The organism is Nocardia sp. NPDC050630 (assembly GCF_044457245.1).
Lineage (GTDB): Bacteria > Actinomycetota > Actinomycetes > Mycobacteriales > Mycobacteriaceae > Nocardia.
This window is the reverse complement of record NZ_JBITGN010000023.1, coordinates 84,462-100,880: the sequence shown is the minus strand read 5'-3', so window position 1 is coordinate 100,880 and position 16,419 is coordinate 84,462. Positions and strand designations below refer to the sequence as shown.

At 65.4% G+C, this 16,419-nt stretch carries 20 protein-coding genes and 3 pseudogenes; 11 read left to right on the top strand and 12 right to left on the bottom strand.

The window, feature by feature from the left end:
* Positions 1-11: 11 nt before the first annotated feature.
* The 3 genes and pseudogenes from ACIBG0_RS36230 to ACIBG0_RS36220 all read right to left on the bottom strand — a co-directional run.
* Complete coding sequence (locus tag ACIBG0_RS36230; RefSeq protein ID WP_397039016.1) at positions 12-287, bottom strand: SHOCT domain-containing protein; 276 nt, start codon at positions 285-287, stop codon at positions 12-14.
* A 145-nt stretch (positions 288-432) separates the two neighbouring features.
* Positions 433-651, bottom strand: a complete 219-nt coding sequence (locus tag ACIBG0_RS36225; protein WP_397039015.1) for a hypothetical protein — start codon at positions 649-651, stop codon at positions 433-435.
* 24 nt (positions 652-675) lie between these two features.
* A pseudogene (locus ACIBG0_RS36220) lies at positions 676-798 on the bottom strand (DoxX family protein); the annotation flags it as partial.
* A gap of 255 nt (positions 799-1,053) precedes the next feature.
* On the opposite strand from ACIBG0_RS36220, the gene ACIBG0_RS36215 reads away from it, so the two are divergent.
* From ACIBG0_RS36215 to ACIBG0_RS36205, 3 genes are all read left to right on the top strand, one after another.
* On the top strand, positions 1,054-1,608 hold the full coding sequence (locus ACIBG0_RS36215; RefSeq protein WP_397039013.1) for a flavodoxin domain-containing protein: 555 nt from the start codon (positions 1,054-1,056) through the stop codon (positions 1,606-1,608).
* A 100-nt stretch (positions 1,609-1,708) separates the two neighbouring features.
* A complete protein-coding gene (locus ACIBG0_RS36210; protein ID WP_397039010.1) occupies positions 1,709-1,900 on the top strand; it encodes a hypothetical protein in 192 nt (63 codons plus the stop codon).
* A 6-nt stretch (positions 1,901-1,906) separates the two neighbouring features.
* Entirely contained in the window at positions 1,907-2,344 is a 438-nt protein-coding gene (locus ACIBG0_RS36205) for a hypothetical protein (RefSeq protein WP_397039007.1), read from the top strand.
* A 293-nt stretch (positions 2,345-2,637) separates the two neighbouring features.
* Here ACIBG0_RS36205 and ACIBG0_RS36200 read toward each other — a convergent pair whose 3' ends face one another.
* Positions 2,638-3,018 carry a carboxymuconolactone decarboxylase family protein gene (locus tag ACIBG0_RS36200; protein ID WP_397039005.1) on the bottom strand — a complete coding sequence of 127 codons (381 nt, stop codon included), beginning with the start codon at positions 3,016-3,018 and terminating at the stop codon, positions 2,638-2,640.
* A 217-nt stretch (positions 3,019-3,235) separates the two neighbouring features.
* On the opposite strand from ACIBG0_RS36200, the gene ACIBG0_RS36195 reads away from it, so the two are divergent.
* Positions 3,236-3,379 (top strand): hypothetical protein, encoded by a 144-nt coding sequence (locus tag ACIBG0_RS36195; protein ID WP_397039003.1) that lies wholly within the window; start codon positions 3,236-3,238, stop codon positions 3,377-3,379.
* Positions 3,380-3,447: 68 nt separating this feature from the next.
* Positions 3,448-4,440 (top strand): Acg family FMN-binding oxidoreductase, encoded by a 993-nt coding sequence (locus ACIBG0_RS36190; RefSeq protein WP_397039000.1) that lies wholly within the window; start codon positions 3,448-3,450, stop codon positions 4,438-4,440.
* A 25-nt stretch (positions 4,441-4,465) separates the two neighbouring features.
* Here ACIBG0_RS36190 and ACIBG0_RS36185 read toward each other — a convergent pair whose 3' ends face one another.
* Positions 4,466-4,627: a hypothetical protein gene (locus ACIBG0_RS36185; protein ID WP_397038998.1), complete on the bottom strand. Its 162-nt coding sequence runs from the start codon at positions 4,625-4,627 to the stop codon at positions 4,466-4,468.
* Positions 4,628-4,792: 165 nt separating this feature from the next.
* Between ACIBG0_RS36185 and ACIBG0_RS36180 the strand changes: the two genes are divergently transcribed.
* Together ACIBG0_RS36180 and ACIBG0_RS36175 are read left to right on the top strand one after the other, a co-directional pair.
* Positions 4,793-5,320 (top strand): hypothetical protein, encoded by a 528-nt coding sequence (locus ACIBG0_RS36180; RefSeq protein ID WP_397038997.1) that lies wholly within the window; start codon positions 4,793-4,795, stop codon positions 5,318-5,320.
* An 8-nt stretch (positions 5,321-5,328) separates the two neighbouring features.
* Positions 5,329-6,237: a DUF302 domain-containing protein gene (locus tag ACIBG0_RS36175; RefSeq protein WP_397038995.1), complete on the top strand. Its 909-nt coding sequence runs from the start codon at positions 5,329-5,331 to the stop codon at positions 6,235-6,237.
* Between the two features lie 11 nt (positions 6,238-6,248).
* Here the strand turns inward: ACIBG0_RS36175 and ACIBG0_RS36170 are convergent, their stop codons facing one another.
* Positions 6,249-6,527: a hypothetical protein gene (locus ACIBG0_RS36170; protein ID WP_397038993.1), complete on the bottom strand. Its 279-nt coding sequence runs from the start codon at positions 6,525-6,527 to the stop codon at positions 6,249-6,251.
* Here ACIBG0_RS36170 and ACIBG0_RS36165 point away from each other — a divergent pair.
* Together ACIBG0_RS36165 and ACIBG0_RS36160 are read left to right on the top strand one after the other, a co-directional pair.
* Positions 6,520-7,284: pseudogene (locus ACIBG0_RS36165) on the top strand (oxidoreductase); the annotation flags it as partial. The gene ACIBG0_RS36170 and the pseudogene ACIBG0_RS36165 sit on opposite strands and share 8 nt — an antisense overlap.
* Before the next feature lie 6 nt (positions 7,285-7,290).
* Positions 7,291-7,767: pseudogene (locus tag ACIBG0_RS36160) on the top strand (nickel-dependent hydrogenase large subunit); the annotation flags it as partial.
* A 505-nt stretch (positions 7,768-8,272) separates the two neighbouring features.
* On the opposite strand, the gene ACIBG0_RS36155 reads toward ACIBG0_RS36160, so the two are convergent.
* Positions 8,273-9,295, bottom strand: coding sequence for an SDR family oxidoreductase (locus ACIBG0_RS36155; RefSeq protein ID WP_397038992.1), 1,023 nt, complete (start codon positions 9,293-9,295; stop codon positions 8,273-8,275).
* Positions 9,296-9,374: 79 nt separating this feature from the next.
* On the opposite strand from ACIBG0_RS36155, the gene ACIBG0_RS36150 reads away from it, so the two are divergent.
* A complete protein-coding gene (locus ACIBG0_RS36150; protein ID WP_397038991.1) occupies positions 9,375-9,833 on the top strand; it encodes a winged helix-turn-helix transcriptional regulator in 459 nt (152 codons plus the stop codon).
* 925 nt (positions 9,834-10,758) lie between these two features.
* Here the strand turns inward: ACIBG0_RS36150 and ACIBG0_RS36145 are convergent.
* Complete coding sequence (locus ACIBG0_RS36145) at positions 10,759-10,896, bottom strand: hypothetical protein (RefSeq protein WP_364342166.1); 138 nt, start codon at positions 10,894-10,896, stop codon at positions 10,759-10,761.
* 90 nt (positions 10,897-10,986) lie between these two features.
* On the opposite strand from ACIBG0_RS36145, the gene ACIBG0_RS36140 reads away from it, so the two are divergent.
* A complete protein-coding gene (locus ACIBG0_RS36140) occupies positions 10,987-11,253 on the top strand; it encodes a hypothetical protein (protein ID WP_397038989.1) in 267 nt (88 codons plus the stop codon).
* On the opposite strand, the gene ACIBG0_RS36135 is transcribed toward ACIBG0_RS36140, so the two are convergent.
* The 4 genes from ACIBG0_RS36135 to ACIBG0_RS36120 form a co-directional block, all read right to left on the bottom strand.
* Positions 11,254-14,547: a protein kinase gene (locus ACIBG0_RS36135; RefSeq protein WP_397038987.1), complete on the bottom strand. Its 3,294-nt coding sequence runs from the start codon at positions 14,545-14,547 to the stop codon at positions 11,254-11,256.
* 399 nt (positions 14,548-14,946) lie between these two features.
* A complete protein-coding gene (locus ACIBG0_RS36130; protein WP_397038986.1) occupies positions 14,947-15,099 on the bottom strand; it encodes a hypothetical protein in 153 nt (50 codons plus the stop codon).
* Positions 15,099-15,446, bottom strand: a complete 348-nt coding sequence (locus ACIBG0_RS36125; RefSeq protein ID WP_397038984.1) for a hypothetical protein — start codon at positions 15,444-15,446, stop codon at positions 15,099-15,101. Before ACIBG0_RS36125 ends, ACIBG0_RS36130 begins: the two co-directional genes overlap by 1 nt.
* 676 nt (positions 15,447-16,122) lie before the next feature.
* On the bottom strand, positions 16,123-16,281 hold the full coding sequence (locus ACIBG0_RS36120) for a hypothetical protein (protein WP_397038982.1): 159 nt from the start codon (positions 16,279-16,281) through the stop codon (positions 16,123-16,125).
* Positions 16,282-16,419 lie beyond the last annotated feature (138 nt).

The window sequence follows — 16,419 nt, the reverse complement described above, 5'->3', positions numbered from 1 at the left end:
AGGGCCGTTCATCACCGCCGTGACCCCGGCGGCGCGGTATGCGCGTGCAGCGTCTCGAGCCGACTCACGTATTCCTTCTCATCGATCTCGCCGCGTGCGAAGCGCTTCGCGAGCAGATGCTCAGCGGCCCGCAGCGACGGACCGGTCGAGGCGGGATGATCGGAGCGGGTGACCATGCGAACCACCAGCACGAACGCGGCGATCAGCAGACCCCAGAACAACACCATTCCGACGCTCATCCCGGCGTAGCCCCACCCATTGAGGTCGTGGTCGTACCAATACATCATGCTCGGGCATCTCCTCGACATCACGAACCGGGGCAGACTGCGGTTCGGTTCGGCAGGTAGCACCACTGTGCGCCCGCAAGCACGGCGTCGGCAGGGCCGATCGCCCTGTCCTGCGGGTACCAATGACACACGCGCCGAATGACACCTACCGACGACTTCCGGTGCCCCGGCCCAGCGCGGCGTCGGCCGAGTAGGCGCCCAAACCGACGATGAGCAAGAACACGCTTCCGCATAGTTGGGCCAGGTCGACGCGGGATTCGTGCACGAAATCCCACCACCCGGACTTGCTGGTGAACAATGCGGCCGTACCCCAGAGGAAGGGCAATTTGGTGATCAGCAGTGCGCCGATCATGTCCACGATCATCGGAATCGCCGCGAGCCGCGTAAGCAGACCGGCCAGAATCAGTGCACCGCAGCCGATTTCGAATACTCCGTCGAGTGCTGCAACGAATCCCGCCGCCGGGATATCAGCCTTGTCGAACCGGCCGGTGCCGAGCGTCTCGGGCCGCAGGAACTTCGGAATGGCTTCGAAGAGAAAGATCGCGCCGGATCAGCACCACCGAGCCGGGCACGGTGGTCGCAGCGATTCGGGCGAGCCAGTTGCCGTTGGTGGACATGCGGCCTGCCTTTCGAACCACAATTCTATGAGACCCAGCACTGCCGTCGCCTGATCCGCGCCGCAGCTGCCTCCGATGGGTCATTGGTCCCGGTAGCCCGGGTATCACGACTCTGACCGATAAGCCCCGCATTGCACCACGCTGGGGGCATGGAATCGAATACACCCCGGATCGCGGTCATCTACGCGACCGCAGAGGGATCCACTCGTGATATTGCGGAGTTCATCGCCGATGATTTCCGCGCTCGTGGCGCCGATGTGGAGTTGAGCGACATCGAACACACGCCCGACTTGTCCCATTTCCGCGCGATCATACTCGGTAGCACGGTGCACAATAGGGACCTTCTGCCCGCCGCGACGACCTTCGTTCGGACCCATCGCGAAGCGCTGCGCAACACCGATGTCTGGATGTTCAGTGTCGGTCTCGGTCCAGCACTGCGCGGCCCGATCGGGCGATGGATCGGCGGCACCGTGCCGAAGAAGATCGCGGGCCTCGTCGCGTCGGTCGCCCCGCGGGACTATCGCGCCTTCGCCGGGCATTACGAACGCGCCGGTGTCTCGCTACAGGCACGCACGCTCTACCGCCTCATGGGCGGCGGACGCTACGGCGATCTGCGCGACTGGGGCGCTATCCGCACCTGGTCGTCGATGATCGCGCAATCGCTGGGCCTGCCCCAGCCGCAATCGACGACGGTCGTGCCCTGACCAGAGGCCTGTGCCTCGAAGTTCCAAGCCGGCAACCGTTCCAGCGCTGTGCGCCGCGGACCCAGACGCGACGGCCGAGAGTCATCGGGAACCCCCTCGGATGTCCGAAGGTACCTCAGTAAGCGTCGATTCGGCCCTGTTCGACGGCGCCGTCGCCCGTAGCGTCGATTTCACCCTCCACCCAGTTTCATATCAGGAGGAGACCGACATGCTGGCGCGGGTCATCTATGAATCGATGTTCGGCAACACCGCTGCCATCGCCGCTGCCATCGCTCAGGGGCTCAGCGAGTAGGCCACAGTGGAGCTGCTCAATGTGGCGGCCGCCGCGGAGCTGCCCCAGCCGGCTGCGGATCTGTTGGTGGTGGGCGGGCCGACACATATGCTCGGGCTCAGCCGAGCCCGGACCCGCCGCGATGCTGCGCAACGGACCGACGCGCTGGTCCCCGTCGAGGTCGGCATCCGGGAATGGCTCGACAGGGCGCTGCCGGTGGTAGCGGGCACCCAGGCCGCGGCCTTCGGCACGAAGGCTGTGAAGCCATCGTGGTTGCCGGGCTCAGCCGCCCGCAGTGCCGGTAAACGATTGCGGCGCTTGCGTTATGAACTCGTCGACGAGCCGGTGGACTTCTTCGTCGACGGTGTGACCGGACCACTGGCCCAAGGTGCGCTGGAATGCGCCCGCGCTTGGGGCGAACGCCTCGCACATACCGGGGCCGATCGGATTGCGCATCGATTCTGAGGCCGACCCCGGCCGGAGCATCGACCACCGGTCGGCCCACGTATGTCGGCTTCGTTGGCACAGTCAGCGACGGACATCATCGTCGCCGCCCGGCCCAGCCGAGCACGAAAACCGCCGAGCCGAGCACCGCATCGCTTCGAACGGATGCCCAACTCCACTCGAAGACGCGATCGGCTCCCGCTCTAACCCGCACTCGCTGGCCAACCCGATGCTGCTCACCGCGGTCGCGGCGGGCTGCGGGCTGTCTTGTGGGCGGAGCGCAGGCCGACCTCCACGGTTGTTCGGTATCCGCGTCAGGTGTGATCGGCTCGCGCCATGCCATCGTCGCGGCGGTCGGCGTAGAACTCGGTGATCGCGGCGTATGCCCGGGCGCCGTAGACGGTCGCGGGGCCACCGTTCATCAGGAAAGTGACACCGATCGCCTCGGCGGCCTCCGCCGGCGTGGCACCGTTGCGGACCGCGGCGTGGGCGTGCGCGGCGATGCACCCATCGCATTCCTTACTCACCGCGATTGCCAAGGCGATCAGTTCTTTGGTCTTCGCGTCCAACACTCCTGCGGCGAGTGCGGCATCGTGCAACTGCTTGTAACCTGCGTACACATCCGGTATCGCGCGCCGAAGCATGCGGGTCGGAGCACGCAACTCGTCTCGGACCGTCGTACCGTAGCTGACCATACTCATTCCCTCCGGCTTGTTCTGACACATCCACGATCCGCTGGTCGAACCGGTCCACGATGCGGTCTTTAGTCCTGTTCGGGCGTGGCTTTGGTCGTGGTCCAGACGCCTGGGGGATGTGATGGGGCGGCGAGAATTCGCGGTATGAGTGCAGTCCGGTGAGACCAGGAAGAACTTTCGCCCTTTCCGGGCGGCCCTCATGTTCCAGCGTTGCAACATGGGCAATTCGTCAATGACCGCGAGTTGTGGGGAGGCCGGGCAGCACGTCCGCGACGAATCGCTCGATACCGCGTTCGCGAGCCGGGTCGGCGAGTCGGTGCAGCAAATCGGTCCCGATTCCGTGCGTGCAGTGCGGCGGTGACCATGGTCTCTCGGATAGGTGCGCAATGCCCGTCGTGGTGGTCGGGTCCCGAAGGTCAGACTCGGAATATGAACGCAAGTGATCGTGCGAGCACACCCGATCTGGGGACCGTGCGGATGGCGCTGAAGCTCGCCTCCCGGGCCCCATCGGTGCACAACACCCAGCCTTGGTGCTGGATGTTCGACGGCGCGCGACTGCAACTGCGCAGCGATACCGATCGGCTGCTGAAGTCGGCGGATCCGACCGGCAGGCAGCTGGTGATCAGCTGTGGCGCGGTGCTCGACCACGGGCGACTGGCATTCCTGTCGATGGGCTGGTTTGCCCAGGTCACTCGATTCCCGGAACCTGATCTACCGGGCCTTTTGGCCACGCTGGAGTTCCGGCCGTGGCCCGGTGCGCTGAACACAGCGGCTGGCCGGGTGCGGGCCATCCACCGGCGCCGCACCGACCGCCTGCCGATGCTGGCGCCGGACGGCTGGCACGACGTGCTGGGTGCCGTGCGCGAACTGGCGCGACCACATCACGTGGCGGTCGACGAGATCGCCGACAGCAGCAGGCCCCGACTGGCCGCGGTCACCGAGCATGCCACGGCGTTGCGCCGTTACGATATGGACTACCAGACCGAATTACATTGGTGGGCCGGACATTCCGAGGTCCAAGAGGGCATCCCCGTGGCCGCGCTGGCATCGGATGCCGAAGCCGCCAGAGTCGATGCCGGACGTACTTTTCCCTCCGCCCCGTATTCGGCCCGCCGAGACGACCTGGAGGACAAGGCCCGGCTGGTGGTGCTCAGCACCCTCGGTGATACCCCGGCACAGTGGCTGCACACCGGCGAGGCGCTCTCGGAAGTGCTGCTCGAATGCACCGCCCGCGGCCTGGCCACCTGCGCACTGACCCACATCACCGAACTTGCCGCCAGCCGCTCGGTGATCACCGACCTGATCCCCCACCGGGATTTCCCCCAGGTCATCGTCCGCATCGGCATCGCACCCGAGGACACCGCATCGGCCCCGACACCACGACGACCACTCGACGAGGTTCTCGAGGTCCATTCGTCTTGACCGATGGCTGCCGTCGTTTGTTGCGCTATCCGGCCGTGGTGAGGAAGTCGACGTAGTAGTCGATCGAGGCCAGGTGCGGGTAGTCGGCCTCATTGATGCGGACTCCGGTTGCGCGGGTGATCTTTTCGACGAGGTGTGGGAGTCGAGATCCAGGGCGGTGCGGAAGGGTTCGCTGTTCGGGGTCCACCGACCTTCGTACACCCGGTAGTCCGCGACCGCGGTCGGCAAGTCCGGTACGGGATGGTCGAAAGTCCCTCGGCCTGCGTCGGTTCGGCACTGTGCGCGGCCGTCGGGCGGCCGTAGCGTCGAGAGCGCAGGAGTTTCCGCAGGTAGCAGCGCAGAGGAGACCGAGATGCGGATCCGGGTCGTCTACGAGTCGATGTTCGGCAACACCGCTGCCATCGCCAGGGCCATCGCAGCGGCATTGGGCGGATACGGCGAGGTGGAGGTGTTGGATGTGGCCGCCGCCGCCCAGCATCCCGAGCCGACGGTGGATCTGCTGGTGGTCGGTGCCCCGACACACGCCCTCGGGATGAGCCGGACTCGGACTCGGCGCGACGCGGCGAGCCGGACCGAGGCGTCGGTCGCGGTCGATATCGGCATGCGCGAATGGCTCGACGCGGCACTGCCGGTGCCGCCGGGCTCCCGGGCCGCCGCCTTCGCCACCAAGGCCGCGAAACCCTCCTGGCTACCGGGATCGGCCGCACATGGTGCCGGAAAACGGTTGCGGCGCCTGGGATATGAGCTTGTCGACCGACCGGTGGACTTCCTCGTCGACGGCATCCTCGGCCCGGTCACGTCGGGTGAGTTGGAACGCGCGCAGGCTTGGGCAGACCGCATCGCCCGCGCCGAACTCGACCATATCGCACACCGGCCCTGAGGCCAGAGATGTCATATCGGGTCGAGGTCGTCGAATCGAACACCATCACCGTGCTCGAACTGCGTCGCTCGGTGCGCGGCGACCATGCCGGTGACGATATCCGCGAGGGAATGCGCGCACTCTACGAGTTAGCCGAACGCACCGGAATCGCGCCGGCCGGTCCACCGTCGACGACGTATCTGGGCATGCTCGGCCCAGGTATGACCACCGAGGTGGACTTCGGTCTCCCGGTGACCGACGGCGCTCTCGACGGCACCACTGAACAAGTCAGCTTGCGCCGTCCCGAGCCGACGCTATGCGCCAGCACCAGGCACCACGGCGACTATCGACACATCGGTGATGCCTACCTTGCGTTGGACGACTGGATCCGCTGCTCCGACTATCAACCGATGGGGCCACCGACCGAGGTGTATCTGGTGGCACTCGACGCCGCTGTGCGAACAGGGGATCTCGTGACCGAGATCCGCCGGCCGATCGCCGCCACACTCGCTGTGCGGGTGCAAGCGCTGTTCGCCGACACCGTCTCGGAACTGCGAAAGGCATTGGCCGAACAGGGCTTCGGCATTATGACCGAGATCGACGTGCGCGCCACGCTGCACACGAAGCTCGGTGTGCGGATGGACGACTACCTGATTCTCGGCACCTGCAACCCGATCCTCGCGCAGCGTGCGCTGACCGCCGATCCCCGGGCCGGACTACTGCTGCCGTGCAACGTCGTAGTGCGCACTGACGGCGACACCACCCTCGTCGAAGCGGCCGACCCGGTGTTGCTGCTGTGCGGCAAGGTCCTGCACCACACCGACCGACCGGAGCTACGTGCGGTCGCCGGAGAAGCACGCGACCGATTGACGGCTGCCCTGGCGACCGCGAAAAAACACCTGCAGACGGCGGAAAAGCGATCGCCCGATCGGAAGTAGTCCAAGTCCGATCAGCAGGCGGTCGCCTCGGCGACCCCTACCGTCGATGGAGCCAACACATCCTCGACCGCCCGACGAGGTGTGCGGGGTAACTGTCCATCGCTCGTCGGTGCCCAGCCGACTCTGATCACGGCCTGGGGGTAGCCGTAATTGTCCAGGACGCCCGCACGGACACGGTCCCGCAGTGTCGGTGTCTCGAGCGGTTCGGTCAGCAGACAGGTGGCCAACCCGACATTCGTCGCGGTCAGCAGTCCAACCGCTGCTATCGATTCGGGAGCTGTGATGAACACTTCCCAGACCAAGACCCCGACCTTGGCGGTGTGGAAGTTCACCTCCTGCGACGGCTGCCAGCTCACCCTGCTCGACTGCGAGGACGAGTTGCTGAGCCTGGCCGGACGCATCCACATCGCACATTTCACCGAGGCGACCAGCACGGTCGAACCCGGACCTTACGACGTGTCACTGGTCGAAGGATCGATCACCACACCCGAGGAACAGCGCCGCATCATTGAGATCCGGTCGCAGTCACGGATTCTCGTCACCATCGGTGCCTGCGCAACGCACGGCGGCATCCAAGCGCTGCGCAACTTCGCCGACGTCACCGAGTTCACCTCCGTGGTGTATGCCAGCCCGCAATACATTTCGACGCTGGCCACCTCGACACCGATCTCGGCGCACGTGCCGGTGGATTTCGAGCTGCGCGGCTGCCCGATCGACCGTCGCCAACTGTTGGACACGCTGTGCGCCTTCCTCGCCGGACGTGCCCCCGACCTGCCGAACACCAGCGTCTGCACCGAGTGCAAGCGTCGCGGCACCACGTGTGTGACCGTCGCACACGGCATTCCGTGTCTGGGCCCGGTCACCCAGGCCGGGTGTGGTGCGCTGTGCCCGGCTTACCGTCGCGGCTGCTACGGCTGCTTCGGCCCGATGGCGACTCCGAATATCCGTGCGCTGCTGCCGATCCTGAGTGTCAATGGCATGTCCACCGACGATATCGACCGAGTGTTTCACACTGTCGCGGCGGCCGCCCCGGCCTTCGCGGACAGGAGATCGATGAGTCATCGCACTAGGCAGTTGCGAGTCAGTTCGCTTGCGCGAGTGGAGGGCGAAGGCGCGCTGCGGATCATCATCGCCGACGGTGCCGTCGAACGTGCCGAACTGAACATCTACGAGCCGCCCCGCTTCTTCGAGGCGTTCCTGCGCGGCCGCGCCTACACCGAACCACCCGACATCACCTCCCGCATCTGCGGAATCTGCCCGGTCGCCTACCAGACCAGCGCCTGCAACGCACTCGAGCAGCTGTGCGGCGCCGAACTCGACCCGCCCCTGACGCGGCTGCGCCGCCTGTTGTACTGCGGAGAGTGGATCTCCAGCCATTCCCTACACATCTACCTGCTGCACCTACCCGATTTCCTCGGCTACCCCGACGCCATTACCCTCGCCGCCGATCATCGTGAGCTCGGCGAACGGGGCCTGGCGGTGAAGAAGGCCGGCAACGCCGTGCTCGAACTGATCGGGGGACGATCCATACCCCGACCACGTCGCCGAAGCTCAGGTTTAGCGGATCATCGACCGCGTTCGTGCTGGGGGAGTCGGTGTTCTACCACCGGTGCCGGGCACGCGCGCCCATCAAACTGACCCGCACACCCAGCCGGGTCTACGGACGCGGCCCACTGCTCGGTGAGCACCATGTCGACGACATCATCGCCGAGTGGAACCTCGCTTGAGGCCATCCGCAAAACCTCCTGTCCGACACAAGGATATCCACTGGGCGAGGCGATCTCGGCGCACAACCAACGAAGCAGACCGATGCCCGAGGGCCACGTGACTGGAGGCCGGAAAGTCACGACCCCGGGCCTCAGATCGGTCTGTTCGCCACTGGCGCACAGGATTTTTGGTGATCACCGGCGGCGTGAGAACATCACGCCAGTACCCGTGTCCACCCTGACGTGTTTCCACCTGAAAGTGGCCATTGACAGGCGGGCGCCCGCCATTTCTCGTTGCGGACCGCGCGTCCAACTGCACCAGCAGCCGGCTAGGCCGGGCGGGAGAAGCCCTCAGGCGGTGCGCCCTCGGCGAACAGCATGGTCACCCGGGCCTTGTCCTTTCGTATCTCCCGGGCCCGCCGGTACTCGGCGGAGTCGTACCATTCCCGGATCCGGTCCATGTCGGGAAACTCGATGACCACGAACCCGGAGGAGTCCCAGGTGCCTTCGACGGGCTTGGGTGCGGGTCCCGCGACCAGGTAATGGCCGCCGTGGTTGAGAATGGACTGCTGGGCCACGGCCGCGTAGGCCGAGCCTGCCTCCTCGTCGAGCACATCGAAGTTGACGATGACGTATGCGGGCGGGAGATTCCCCGTCCCGAACTGCGGGTAGAGCGCGCCGATGCCTCCGGACAGACCCGCGAGCACGGTCTTGCTCGTCTCGTCGGCGATGATCTCGAGGGTGCCGGCAGCGATACCGTCGAGGGCGATGCGCGCGACGTCGGCCGGGTCGGCCTTCGGCGCGTCGAGGCCGGCGGTCATGTCGGTATCCATGTACCCGACGTGCAGCGCCGAGACCCGGGTGCCCTGCGGGGCGAGTTCCTGGCGCAGCCCGTTCGTCATCGACCAGGAGGCCGACTTGGCGGCGCAGTAGGCACCGAACTCGGGGTGGTTGATCCAGGAGGCGACCGACAGGATGTTCAGCAGCGCGCTGCTGTCGTGAGAGCCGAGCTGGGGGGCGAATGCCCGGGTGACTGCCAAGGTGCCGAGGTAGTGGGTGTCGATCTCCAGGCGGATCTCCGTCAAGTCGCCCGTCAGCAGCGACGCGTAGGTGGCCGAACCGGCGTTGTTGACCAGGATCGACACATCGCCGGCCGCTTCTGCCGCGGCGGCGATGGAGACGGGGTCGGTCACGTCGAGGGCGATCGGCTTCACGCCGTCGAGGTCGATGGCTGCGGGATTGCGGGCTGCCGCGTAGACGGTCGCGCCCCGGTCGCGCAACTGCTTTGCCAGGTGACGTCCCAGGCCGCGGTTCGCCCCGGTGACCAGTGCGGTCTGTCCTTCGATCTGCATAAGACAACTCCCTGCTGGATAGGTTTTTCCAACTTAACCCCTCGGAGTTGGAATAGCCAACTCAGGGTAAGCTTGCAGCATGGGCAGGATTCCGAACCATAGTTGCGCTATCGCCCGCAGCCTGGAGGTGCTGGGCGAGCGCTGGACGTTTCTGATCCTGCGCGAGGCCGTGGCGGGGTCGAGCCGATTCTCGGAGTTCCGCAGCGGGCTCGGTGTGGCGCCGGACGTTCTCACCGCACGCCTGAACACGCTGGTCGCATACGGCGTGATGGAGAAGGTGCCCTACCAGGAACCGGGAGAGCGGGCTCGCTTCTCGTACGTGCTCACGGATGCCGGCCGGGAACTGCTCGTCGTCCTGCTCGGCCTGCAGCAATGGGGCGACAAGCACCTGCCGTGGCCGGACGGGCCGAGCATCCTGCGCCGGGTCGCGGGCACCGAACGACCGGTGCACGTCGGGTTCATCGACGATGACGGAAACGAAGTCGACGAAAGCTCCATGGCACTGATTCCGACCGCCGCCGCCCGCGGCCGGAAGTAGCGCAGCTTCCAGTCCCGAGACGCGCCCCTCCCATGCTCCATGACCGGACGTGAACGAACGCGGCAGGCCTTGCGGCCCGCTCCGCGCATTCCGGAGCAGGCAGCCTTCGCCGGCGGCCGCCGCACCTGACGGCTGGCCGGCCGCTGGTCCCGCAGCGCCGTCTATGTCCGGCGTCCGCTGCGGATGTCCCCGGCTGCGCCTCCTTGACCGGTCTGGTTCGCCGGTCGTATGGCAGCCCGTCTCGTCGTCACATGCCCGGCGTGCAATCAGCCCGGTCCGCGAGGGGACGCACGGTTGTTTCTGCTCACCTGCCGCGCCCCTTTGCCTGTGCGGGATCTCGCACGTGATGCACACCGTCATCCTGCGACAGAACCTGCCCGAGCCGCCTGCTCCCGCACGGCAGGCGTACGTGCCATCTGGCGGGTGGTAGTAAACTCAGCTAGACGGTCCAGGCCCCAGGGCGTCCGGAGAACGCGGATCGCGTGCGCAGCCTGTCCGAACGCGGCTTGCAGCAGCCTTAGGGAGTCGAACTCGATCTCGGCAAGCACGTCGCCGAGAATTTCTGAGCCTCTTGGGCGTTTGTGCCGTCACCCGGCAGCCACTGTTCCCCGCTCTCGGCTTCCAGTCGACGATTGGTTCGGTGGCAGCCTCCAGACGTTGCAGCAGCGAGGTGTCGGACGCCCGTTGCCGATCTGGGATCGTCCGGGTCGCAGAGGCGGGACGGCGACCGACTCGAAGCCGCTCGATCTCAGCTTTCAGGTCGGGCTGGTTATAGAGCGAAGACCTGGAGACGCCCGCTTCACGGGCGAGGGTCCCGAAGGTGATCGGGCTGCTGGCGGCGTCCATCCGCCGCAGAGCGGCGGTCGCGTGTCGGCGGGTTGCCGCAGCTCGTCCACGGGCTGAGGCAACGATCAGGTGAGAGTTGTCAGCCGGCATCCGCGGCCCCCTCGATCTGGTCCCGGCCGTCTCCAAGCTCCCCGATCATACGGTCGAGATTCTCGGCGAGCTGCTGGTTCATTTCGGCGATGCGTGCGTGACCGTAGCTCTTCGCGTTGTCGATCAAACGACGCCATCCGCAAACCTCCTGTCCGACACAAGAATTCATCCACTGGGCCCGGCGATCTCGGCGCATATCCAACGGAGTAGTAGACCGATGCCCGACGACTACGTGACCGAAGGCCGGAAAGTCACGACGCCGGGCCAACAGATCGGTCCGGTCGCGACGGGGTATACCGGCACGCTGGGCGACGGATTCGATTCGCTCATTGCGCTCGGATACCTCGAGCTCGGCCCCAACAGTTCCGAGTTCGGGCACCACACCGCGACCGGGGTTGCAGCGGGATTCCCCCAGCCCGACATTGACTCGCGACAATTACACGCTGGTTCCTGGGGTGAGGATCGCGGCCAACTCCCCGAATGATCAGGACGGTCGTGGAATCCGTCGCTCGGTGCCCTCTGCGATCCAGGCTGCGATCTGGGTGCGGGAGGTGAATCCGAGTTTGGTGAGGATATGTTCCACATGGCCCTGCGCGGTGCGTTGTGAGATTACCAGTTTGGCGGCGATCTGCTTGTTGGTGAGCCCTTCGGCGATGAGATCTGCGACCTGCCGCTCGCGCCGGGTCAGAGGTACCCATGGACCCGACCTATGCGGCGTGTCGATGAACTGCTCACCGAGGGCATAAGACACGGCTTCGTCCATGCCCATCGCTTGGCCGCGCCGAATGGCCGAATCGTATCCACGTGACCCGAGGGCGGAGCGCGCTCGTCGCACACATTCGTCGTGATACTGCGGCATCGGGACAATGCTCGCAGGGTTCCCCACCGACCGCCACAGTTCCTGCACAGCCCCCAGCAGCACTGCCGCACGCTCAGTGTCACCGCCGTCGACAGCCATCCAGGCCAGCGGGTCGAGACTCAACGCCGCGTTGACGGGGCTGCCCATCCGACGGTTGATTCGCAAGGAATTTTCGACCAGCTCGATCGCCCTGGACCAGTCACCTTGCAGCCAGGCGGCAATACCTATGTCGCGTAGCGCGGAGGCCCGGAACAGCGATTCGCCGCACGCCTCGGTAATCGAGAGCACTTGCCGGTGATACTCCACCGACCGTTTTGGGTCGCCGGCCATTTCATGAACCCAACCGAGCCCGGTCAGAACAGCAATGTAGAGGTATCCACTCCGAACGGAGCGGAAGGTCTCGGCGGCTCGTTCGAACGAGGCGGAAGCCGCGGCAAGCTCACCGCGATAGAACTCCAGGACGCCGTCGCCATAGGTGATCAGCGCCTGGGTCATCGGGGTTGGAGCCTGTTCAGCGAGCACCCGCCCCTGCTCGAGCAAGGTGGCGGCCGCCTCCAAGTCGCCGTGCATCGCAGCCAGGGCACAACCGACGTACAGCACTTTGACACGGTCGGGTATGGACTGTCGGGCGGGATGGGTGAGCACCCGCTCGATCCAGGATCGAGCCTCGCCGTATTTGCCGCGGAAACTCCAGAACATAAAGAGCGCGCTGGTGATCCGCAACCCGGCTTCGGCCGCCTGCTCACTGTCCTCGGCCAGGCAGTATTCGAGCGCTTCGCGCAGATTCGGTTGCTCACGCTCGAGCCTGGCCAGCCAGTAGGGCTGCCGGTCACTGATCCAGCCCGACTCCGCGTCCAGCGCCAACCGTTGGTACCAGTCACGATGCCGGCCACACATATCAGCGTATTCGCCGACCTCCTGCAGCTTCTGCCGACCATAGTCCCGCAACGTCTCCAGCATCCGAAACCGCACCACCCCCTTGTCCTCGACCCGGATCAGGATCGACTTGTCCACCAGCGAGGACAACACATCCAGGGGACTGTCCGCCGCCAGATCGGCACCACAGACATCTTCGGCGGCGTCGAGTTCGAAACCGCCGGCGAACACCGACAACCGAGACCACAGCCGCTGCTCGGACGGGGTGCACAAGGCATAGCTCCAGTCCACACACCAGCGCAGGGTCTGCTGCCGCGTCGGCGCGGTACGGCTGGCGCGGGTGAGCAGCGTGTACCGGTCATCGAGGCGCTGCAGGATCTGCTCGGGCGACATCGTGCGCACCCGGGCCGCCGCGAGCTCGATCGCCAACGGCAGACCGTCCAGCCGGGCGCAAATCCGAGCCACGGTGGCCTTGTTGTCCTCCGTGAGCTCGAACCCCGGCACCACCGCGGTCGCGCGGTCGGAGAACAGAGTCACCGCTTCATAGCGGGCAACTCCCCGCCCCGACACCTCCCCACCCGGGTCCGGCACCGGTAGCGGCGACACCCGCAACACCACCTCTCCGGCAATGTCCAGCGGTTCGCGGCTCGTTGCCAGAATCTGCAAATTCGGACAGGATTGTAGCCACGTCTCGACCAGCTCGGCCACCGCCGCCGCCACTTGCTCGCAATTGTCCAGCACCAGCAGCGACTCCCGGCCGGACAAAAACTCGACCACCACCTCCCGCAGCGGCCGCGCCGACTCATCGCGCAAACCCAAGGCGCCTGCCACCACCACGACCAGCAGCGCAGGGTCGGACACGTCGGCCAATTCCACCAGCCACACCCCATCGGCGAACTCCCGGCGCACCGTAGAAGCGGCCCGCAGCGCCAGCCGTGTCTTGCCGATCCCGCCGATCCCTGTCAACGTCACCAACCGGACCGAGGCCAGTAAGTTTTTCACCTCCGCCACCTCGGTGCGGCGGTCGACAAAACTAGTCAACTCGAGCGGCAAAATACCAGCGACGCGGCGATCCAACGGCGGTACCGCAGGCGGGCACCATCCCTGCGGCGGCGACTTCCGACCTCGATGCTGCAGGCTCGGTTCGGCCTGCAGCGCCATCTCCTCGACCGCGAAGCCGTGGCGGCGCTGTACCTGACGGATGGCCTCCCCGAGCGCCGCCGCTGACGGCCTTTGCTTCGGATCCCGGTTCATCGCCGTCGCCACCACAGCGGACACGTCCTCGGCCATACCGCTCTCACGCAGGTCCGGCACCGGCTGCGTGGAGACCCGCAGGAACTGGGTCACCACGTTCTCCCCGCTGCGCCGCTCGAAGGCCGCATGCCCGGTCAGGGCACAAAACATGGTGGCGCCCAACCCATAGACATCAGTGGCTGGTGTGGGAGCCTCCCCCTCGAGCACCTCAGGAGCGGTGAATGCCGGCGACCCGGTCAAGATCCCCGATTCTGTCTGAAACCCCCCGGAGATCCTCGCGATACCGAAATCGGTCAACGCCGGTTCGCCGTAGTCGGTCAGCAGAACATTTCCCGGCTTCACATCGCGATGCACAATGCCCAATCGATGCGCGCTCTCGAGCGCCCCGGCGATCTTCACCCCGATCCACAACACGGCCTCGAGCCACAACGGACCGTGCTCTCGGATTTGTGTATCCAGAGAACCCAACGGGTGGTATGGCATAACCAGAAACGGGCGCCCCTGCACGGTGGTACCCGCGTGCAGCATGGTGACGATATTCGGATGGCCGGTCAGCCGTCCCATCGCTTGCTGCTCCCGGAAAAAGCGCGCCCGATTCTGGGTATCCAGCTCGGCGGTCAGGATCTTCACCGCCACCGTTCGGTCCAGCTCCGCCTGCGTGCACCGAAATACCACACCGAAACCACCCCGCCCGATCTCCTCTGCGTCGGCGAACCCGGCCGCGCTCAACTCCTCCGTGACCAGCTCGAAGCCGTCACGGACTGTCCGAAAAGGATCATCCTCGGCCATCGGCTGTGTACCATCCGCCGGCACGTCCCTTGCACTGGGCAACGCGCGTTAACTCTTCGTTAATAGCGTATCCCTGCAGCATCGGTGGTAGGGCCGAGGCGGGACTATCGCTGCCAGTAATCGGATCTGCTGGCGGCCAATCAGCGATCGCCGATGTACGCACGTCCTATTTCCGCAATGGATGAGGGAGGCATTTCTCTGGCGACCGGCATGATCGCGCGGACCGGTGTGGTAACGATAGCTTCGACGTAATCCCTTATGGGAGTATGGATTTGAGTAGGAGTACCGTAAAAGAATAGTTCGTCTATGAGCTCGTCGGGTATTGCGGCCAGCGCGGCCCGCGCGATCACCGGCCCGCCATGCCCGCTACATCGGCTCCAATTGTTCGCCCCGGCCCAGCTAGCCGGTGGAATCCGCGTATACCGGCACGTTCAGGTAAGCCGCGATGTCCCGCCGGGCGGTTGCGCGCACCGCGTTCAGATCTCTACCGGGAATGACGAATAGCCGTGCCACGATGTCGGCCACGTAGGTGCCGGGGACCTCGACACGCATCACTGGCCCCGCATCGGTGGTGTCGAAGGCGAAGGTGAAAATGAACAGCAGCCCGTTTCCCGGACGGCCAGATCACCACCGGCCGGTTCGGCGTCGACGGCCACCAGCAGATCCAGCCGCGTCCGGTCCGGCCGGCGGCTCACCGACTCGGCGAAGAACCTGTCGAACTCCGCGACCCGGATCGGTTGCTCAGCGGTGGGCAGTGTGCAGGCATCCGGCACCCCAACACACTTGTACAGAACGCGATTCGGACATTCAAGATGCGGCCCGTAGGAGCGATAGGCGATCAGAACGACGACCGCCAACAGAATGGAGTCGAGACTCCGTACGCTGGCCAGCCGTTTCACCAGGCGGAGTACGTCTGCCGCTGTACGACGAAGACCTGCTTCGCTCGCGCATACGGGGTCGGGAGTGCTTCCGAACCCCTTCTCCCCACATCCCCAGTCCTCCTTCGCCCCTCGATCCGTCCACGCTCATAGCGCTCACCAAAACCACTGCCACGCAAGGGAAAACCACACGCAAACCGAAAGGGGACCGCTCCCCCACAGGATCGATTCGTTCCCGTCAACACCGCCGCACCCCCGACAGCGCCCCACGTCAACTAAACCCGTGGACGAAAAAGCCGCAGATCCGCGAAAACACACGGTGACCTGCGGCTATGACACACTACCTCTACCCCTGGGCCTCGCGAATCGAACGGTACGGTCAACAGGACCGGGCATGTGGACGTGCAGGTGCAACGACCGTAGAACCTCAGGTCAAGGACAGTCCGAGCAAGATGTTCATCCTCGGCTTCCACCCGCACGCACACCTTGGCGTCGTATCAGTCTCCGCCGGGGTGATCGCCCACAACTCGCAATCGGCACAACTTCGGTTCCTGGGCCGGTTCCAGGTGTGGGTCGGGAGGGTGGTGGGGATGGTTCTGTAGCCACCGGTCGAGTTCATTACTCGGGCGCCGTTGACGCGGTTATGCAAGCTGGTGCATCGGGGCCCGGTCGTGGTGGTGACCGGGATGCCGGGGAGTCAGTAAACCCCGTTGGCCGCCGCGTATGCCCGCGAGTTGTTGACCGGTGATGTGCGATGGGATACCAAGCCCCACAAGCGCATCAGGAAGACATTCCCTACGTTCACGTCATCGCCGACCCCGCCCGGCAGCCCAACCCAGGTCTCCGACAACTTCACCGCAGATTCTGTACGCCAGCTTGTCAATTCGCTACAGTTCGGTGCACTCCCCTTGTCCTAGACACAGACACGCCAAATTTAGGAAAGATGCAGTTCAGTGGCGTGCGCCAGGTTGGGGATATGGGTCCGATCCTCCTC

Coding starts and splice junctions, on each gene's coding strand:
- ACIBG0_RS36190 (WP_397039000.1), top strand. CDS start 3,448: ATGAACGCAAGTGATCGTGCGAGCACACCCGATCTGGGGACCGTGCGG.
- ACIBG0_RS36155 (WP_397038992.1), bottom strand. CDS start 9,295: ATGCAGATCGAAGGACAGACCGCACTGGTCACCGGGGCGAACCGCGGC.
- ACIBG0_RS36210 (WP_397039010.1), top strand. CDS start 1,709: ATGTCCGAAGGTACCTCAGTAAGCGTCGATTCGGCCCTGTTCGACGGC.
- ACIBG0_RS36230 (WP_397039016.1), bottom strand. CDS start 287: ATGATGTATTGGTACGACCACGACCTCAATGGGTGGGGCTACGCCGGG.
- ACIBG0_RS36130 (WP_397038986.1), bottom strand. CDS start 15,099: ATGCGTGTCGAGGTCCCCGGCACCTACGTGGCCGACATCGTGGCACGG.
- ACIBG0_RS36150 (WP_397038991.1), top strand. CDS start 9,375: ATGGGCAGGATTCCGAACCATAGTTGCGCTATCGCCCGCAGCCTGGAG.
- ACIBG0_RS36135 (WP_397038987.1), bottom strand. CDS start 14,547: ATGGCCGAGGATGATCCTTTTCGGACAGTCCGTGACGGCTTCGAGCTG.
- ACIBG0_RS36200 (WP_397039005.1), bottom strand. CDS start 3,018: ATGGTCAGCTACGGTACGACGGTCCGAGACGAGTTGCGTGCTCCGACC.
- ACIBG0_RS36180 (WP_397038997.1), top strand. CDS start 4,793: ATGCGGATCCGGGTCGTCTACGAGTCGATGTTCGGCAACACCGCTGCC.
- ACIBG0_RS36195 (WP_397039003.1), top strand. CDS start 3,236: ATGGGCAATTCGTCAATGACCGCGAGTTGTGGGGAGGCCGGGCAGCAC.
- ACIBG0_RS36225 (WP_397039015.1), bottom strand. CDS start 651: ATGATCGTGGACATGATCGGCGCACTGCTGATCACCAAATTGCCCTTC.
- ACIBG0_RS36140 (WP_397038989.1), top strand. CDS start 10,987: ATGCCCGACGACTACGTGACCGAAGGCCGGAAAGTCACGACGCCGGGC.
- ACIBG0_RS36175 (WP_397038995.1), top strand. CDS start 5,329: ATGTCATATCGGGTCGAGGTCGTCGAATCGAACACCATCACCGTGCTC.
- ACIBG0_RS36215 (WP_397039013.1), top strand. CDS start 1,054: ATGGAATCGAATACACCCCGGATCGCGGTCATCTACGCGACCGCAGAG.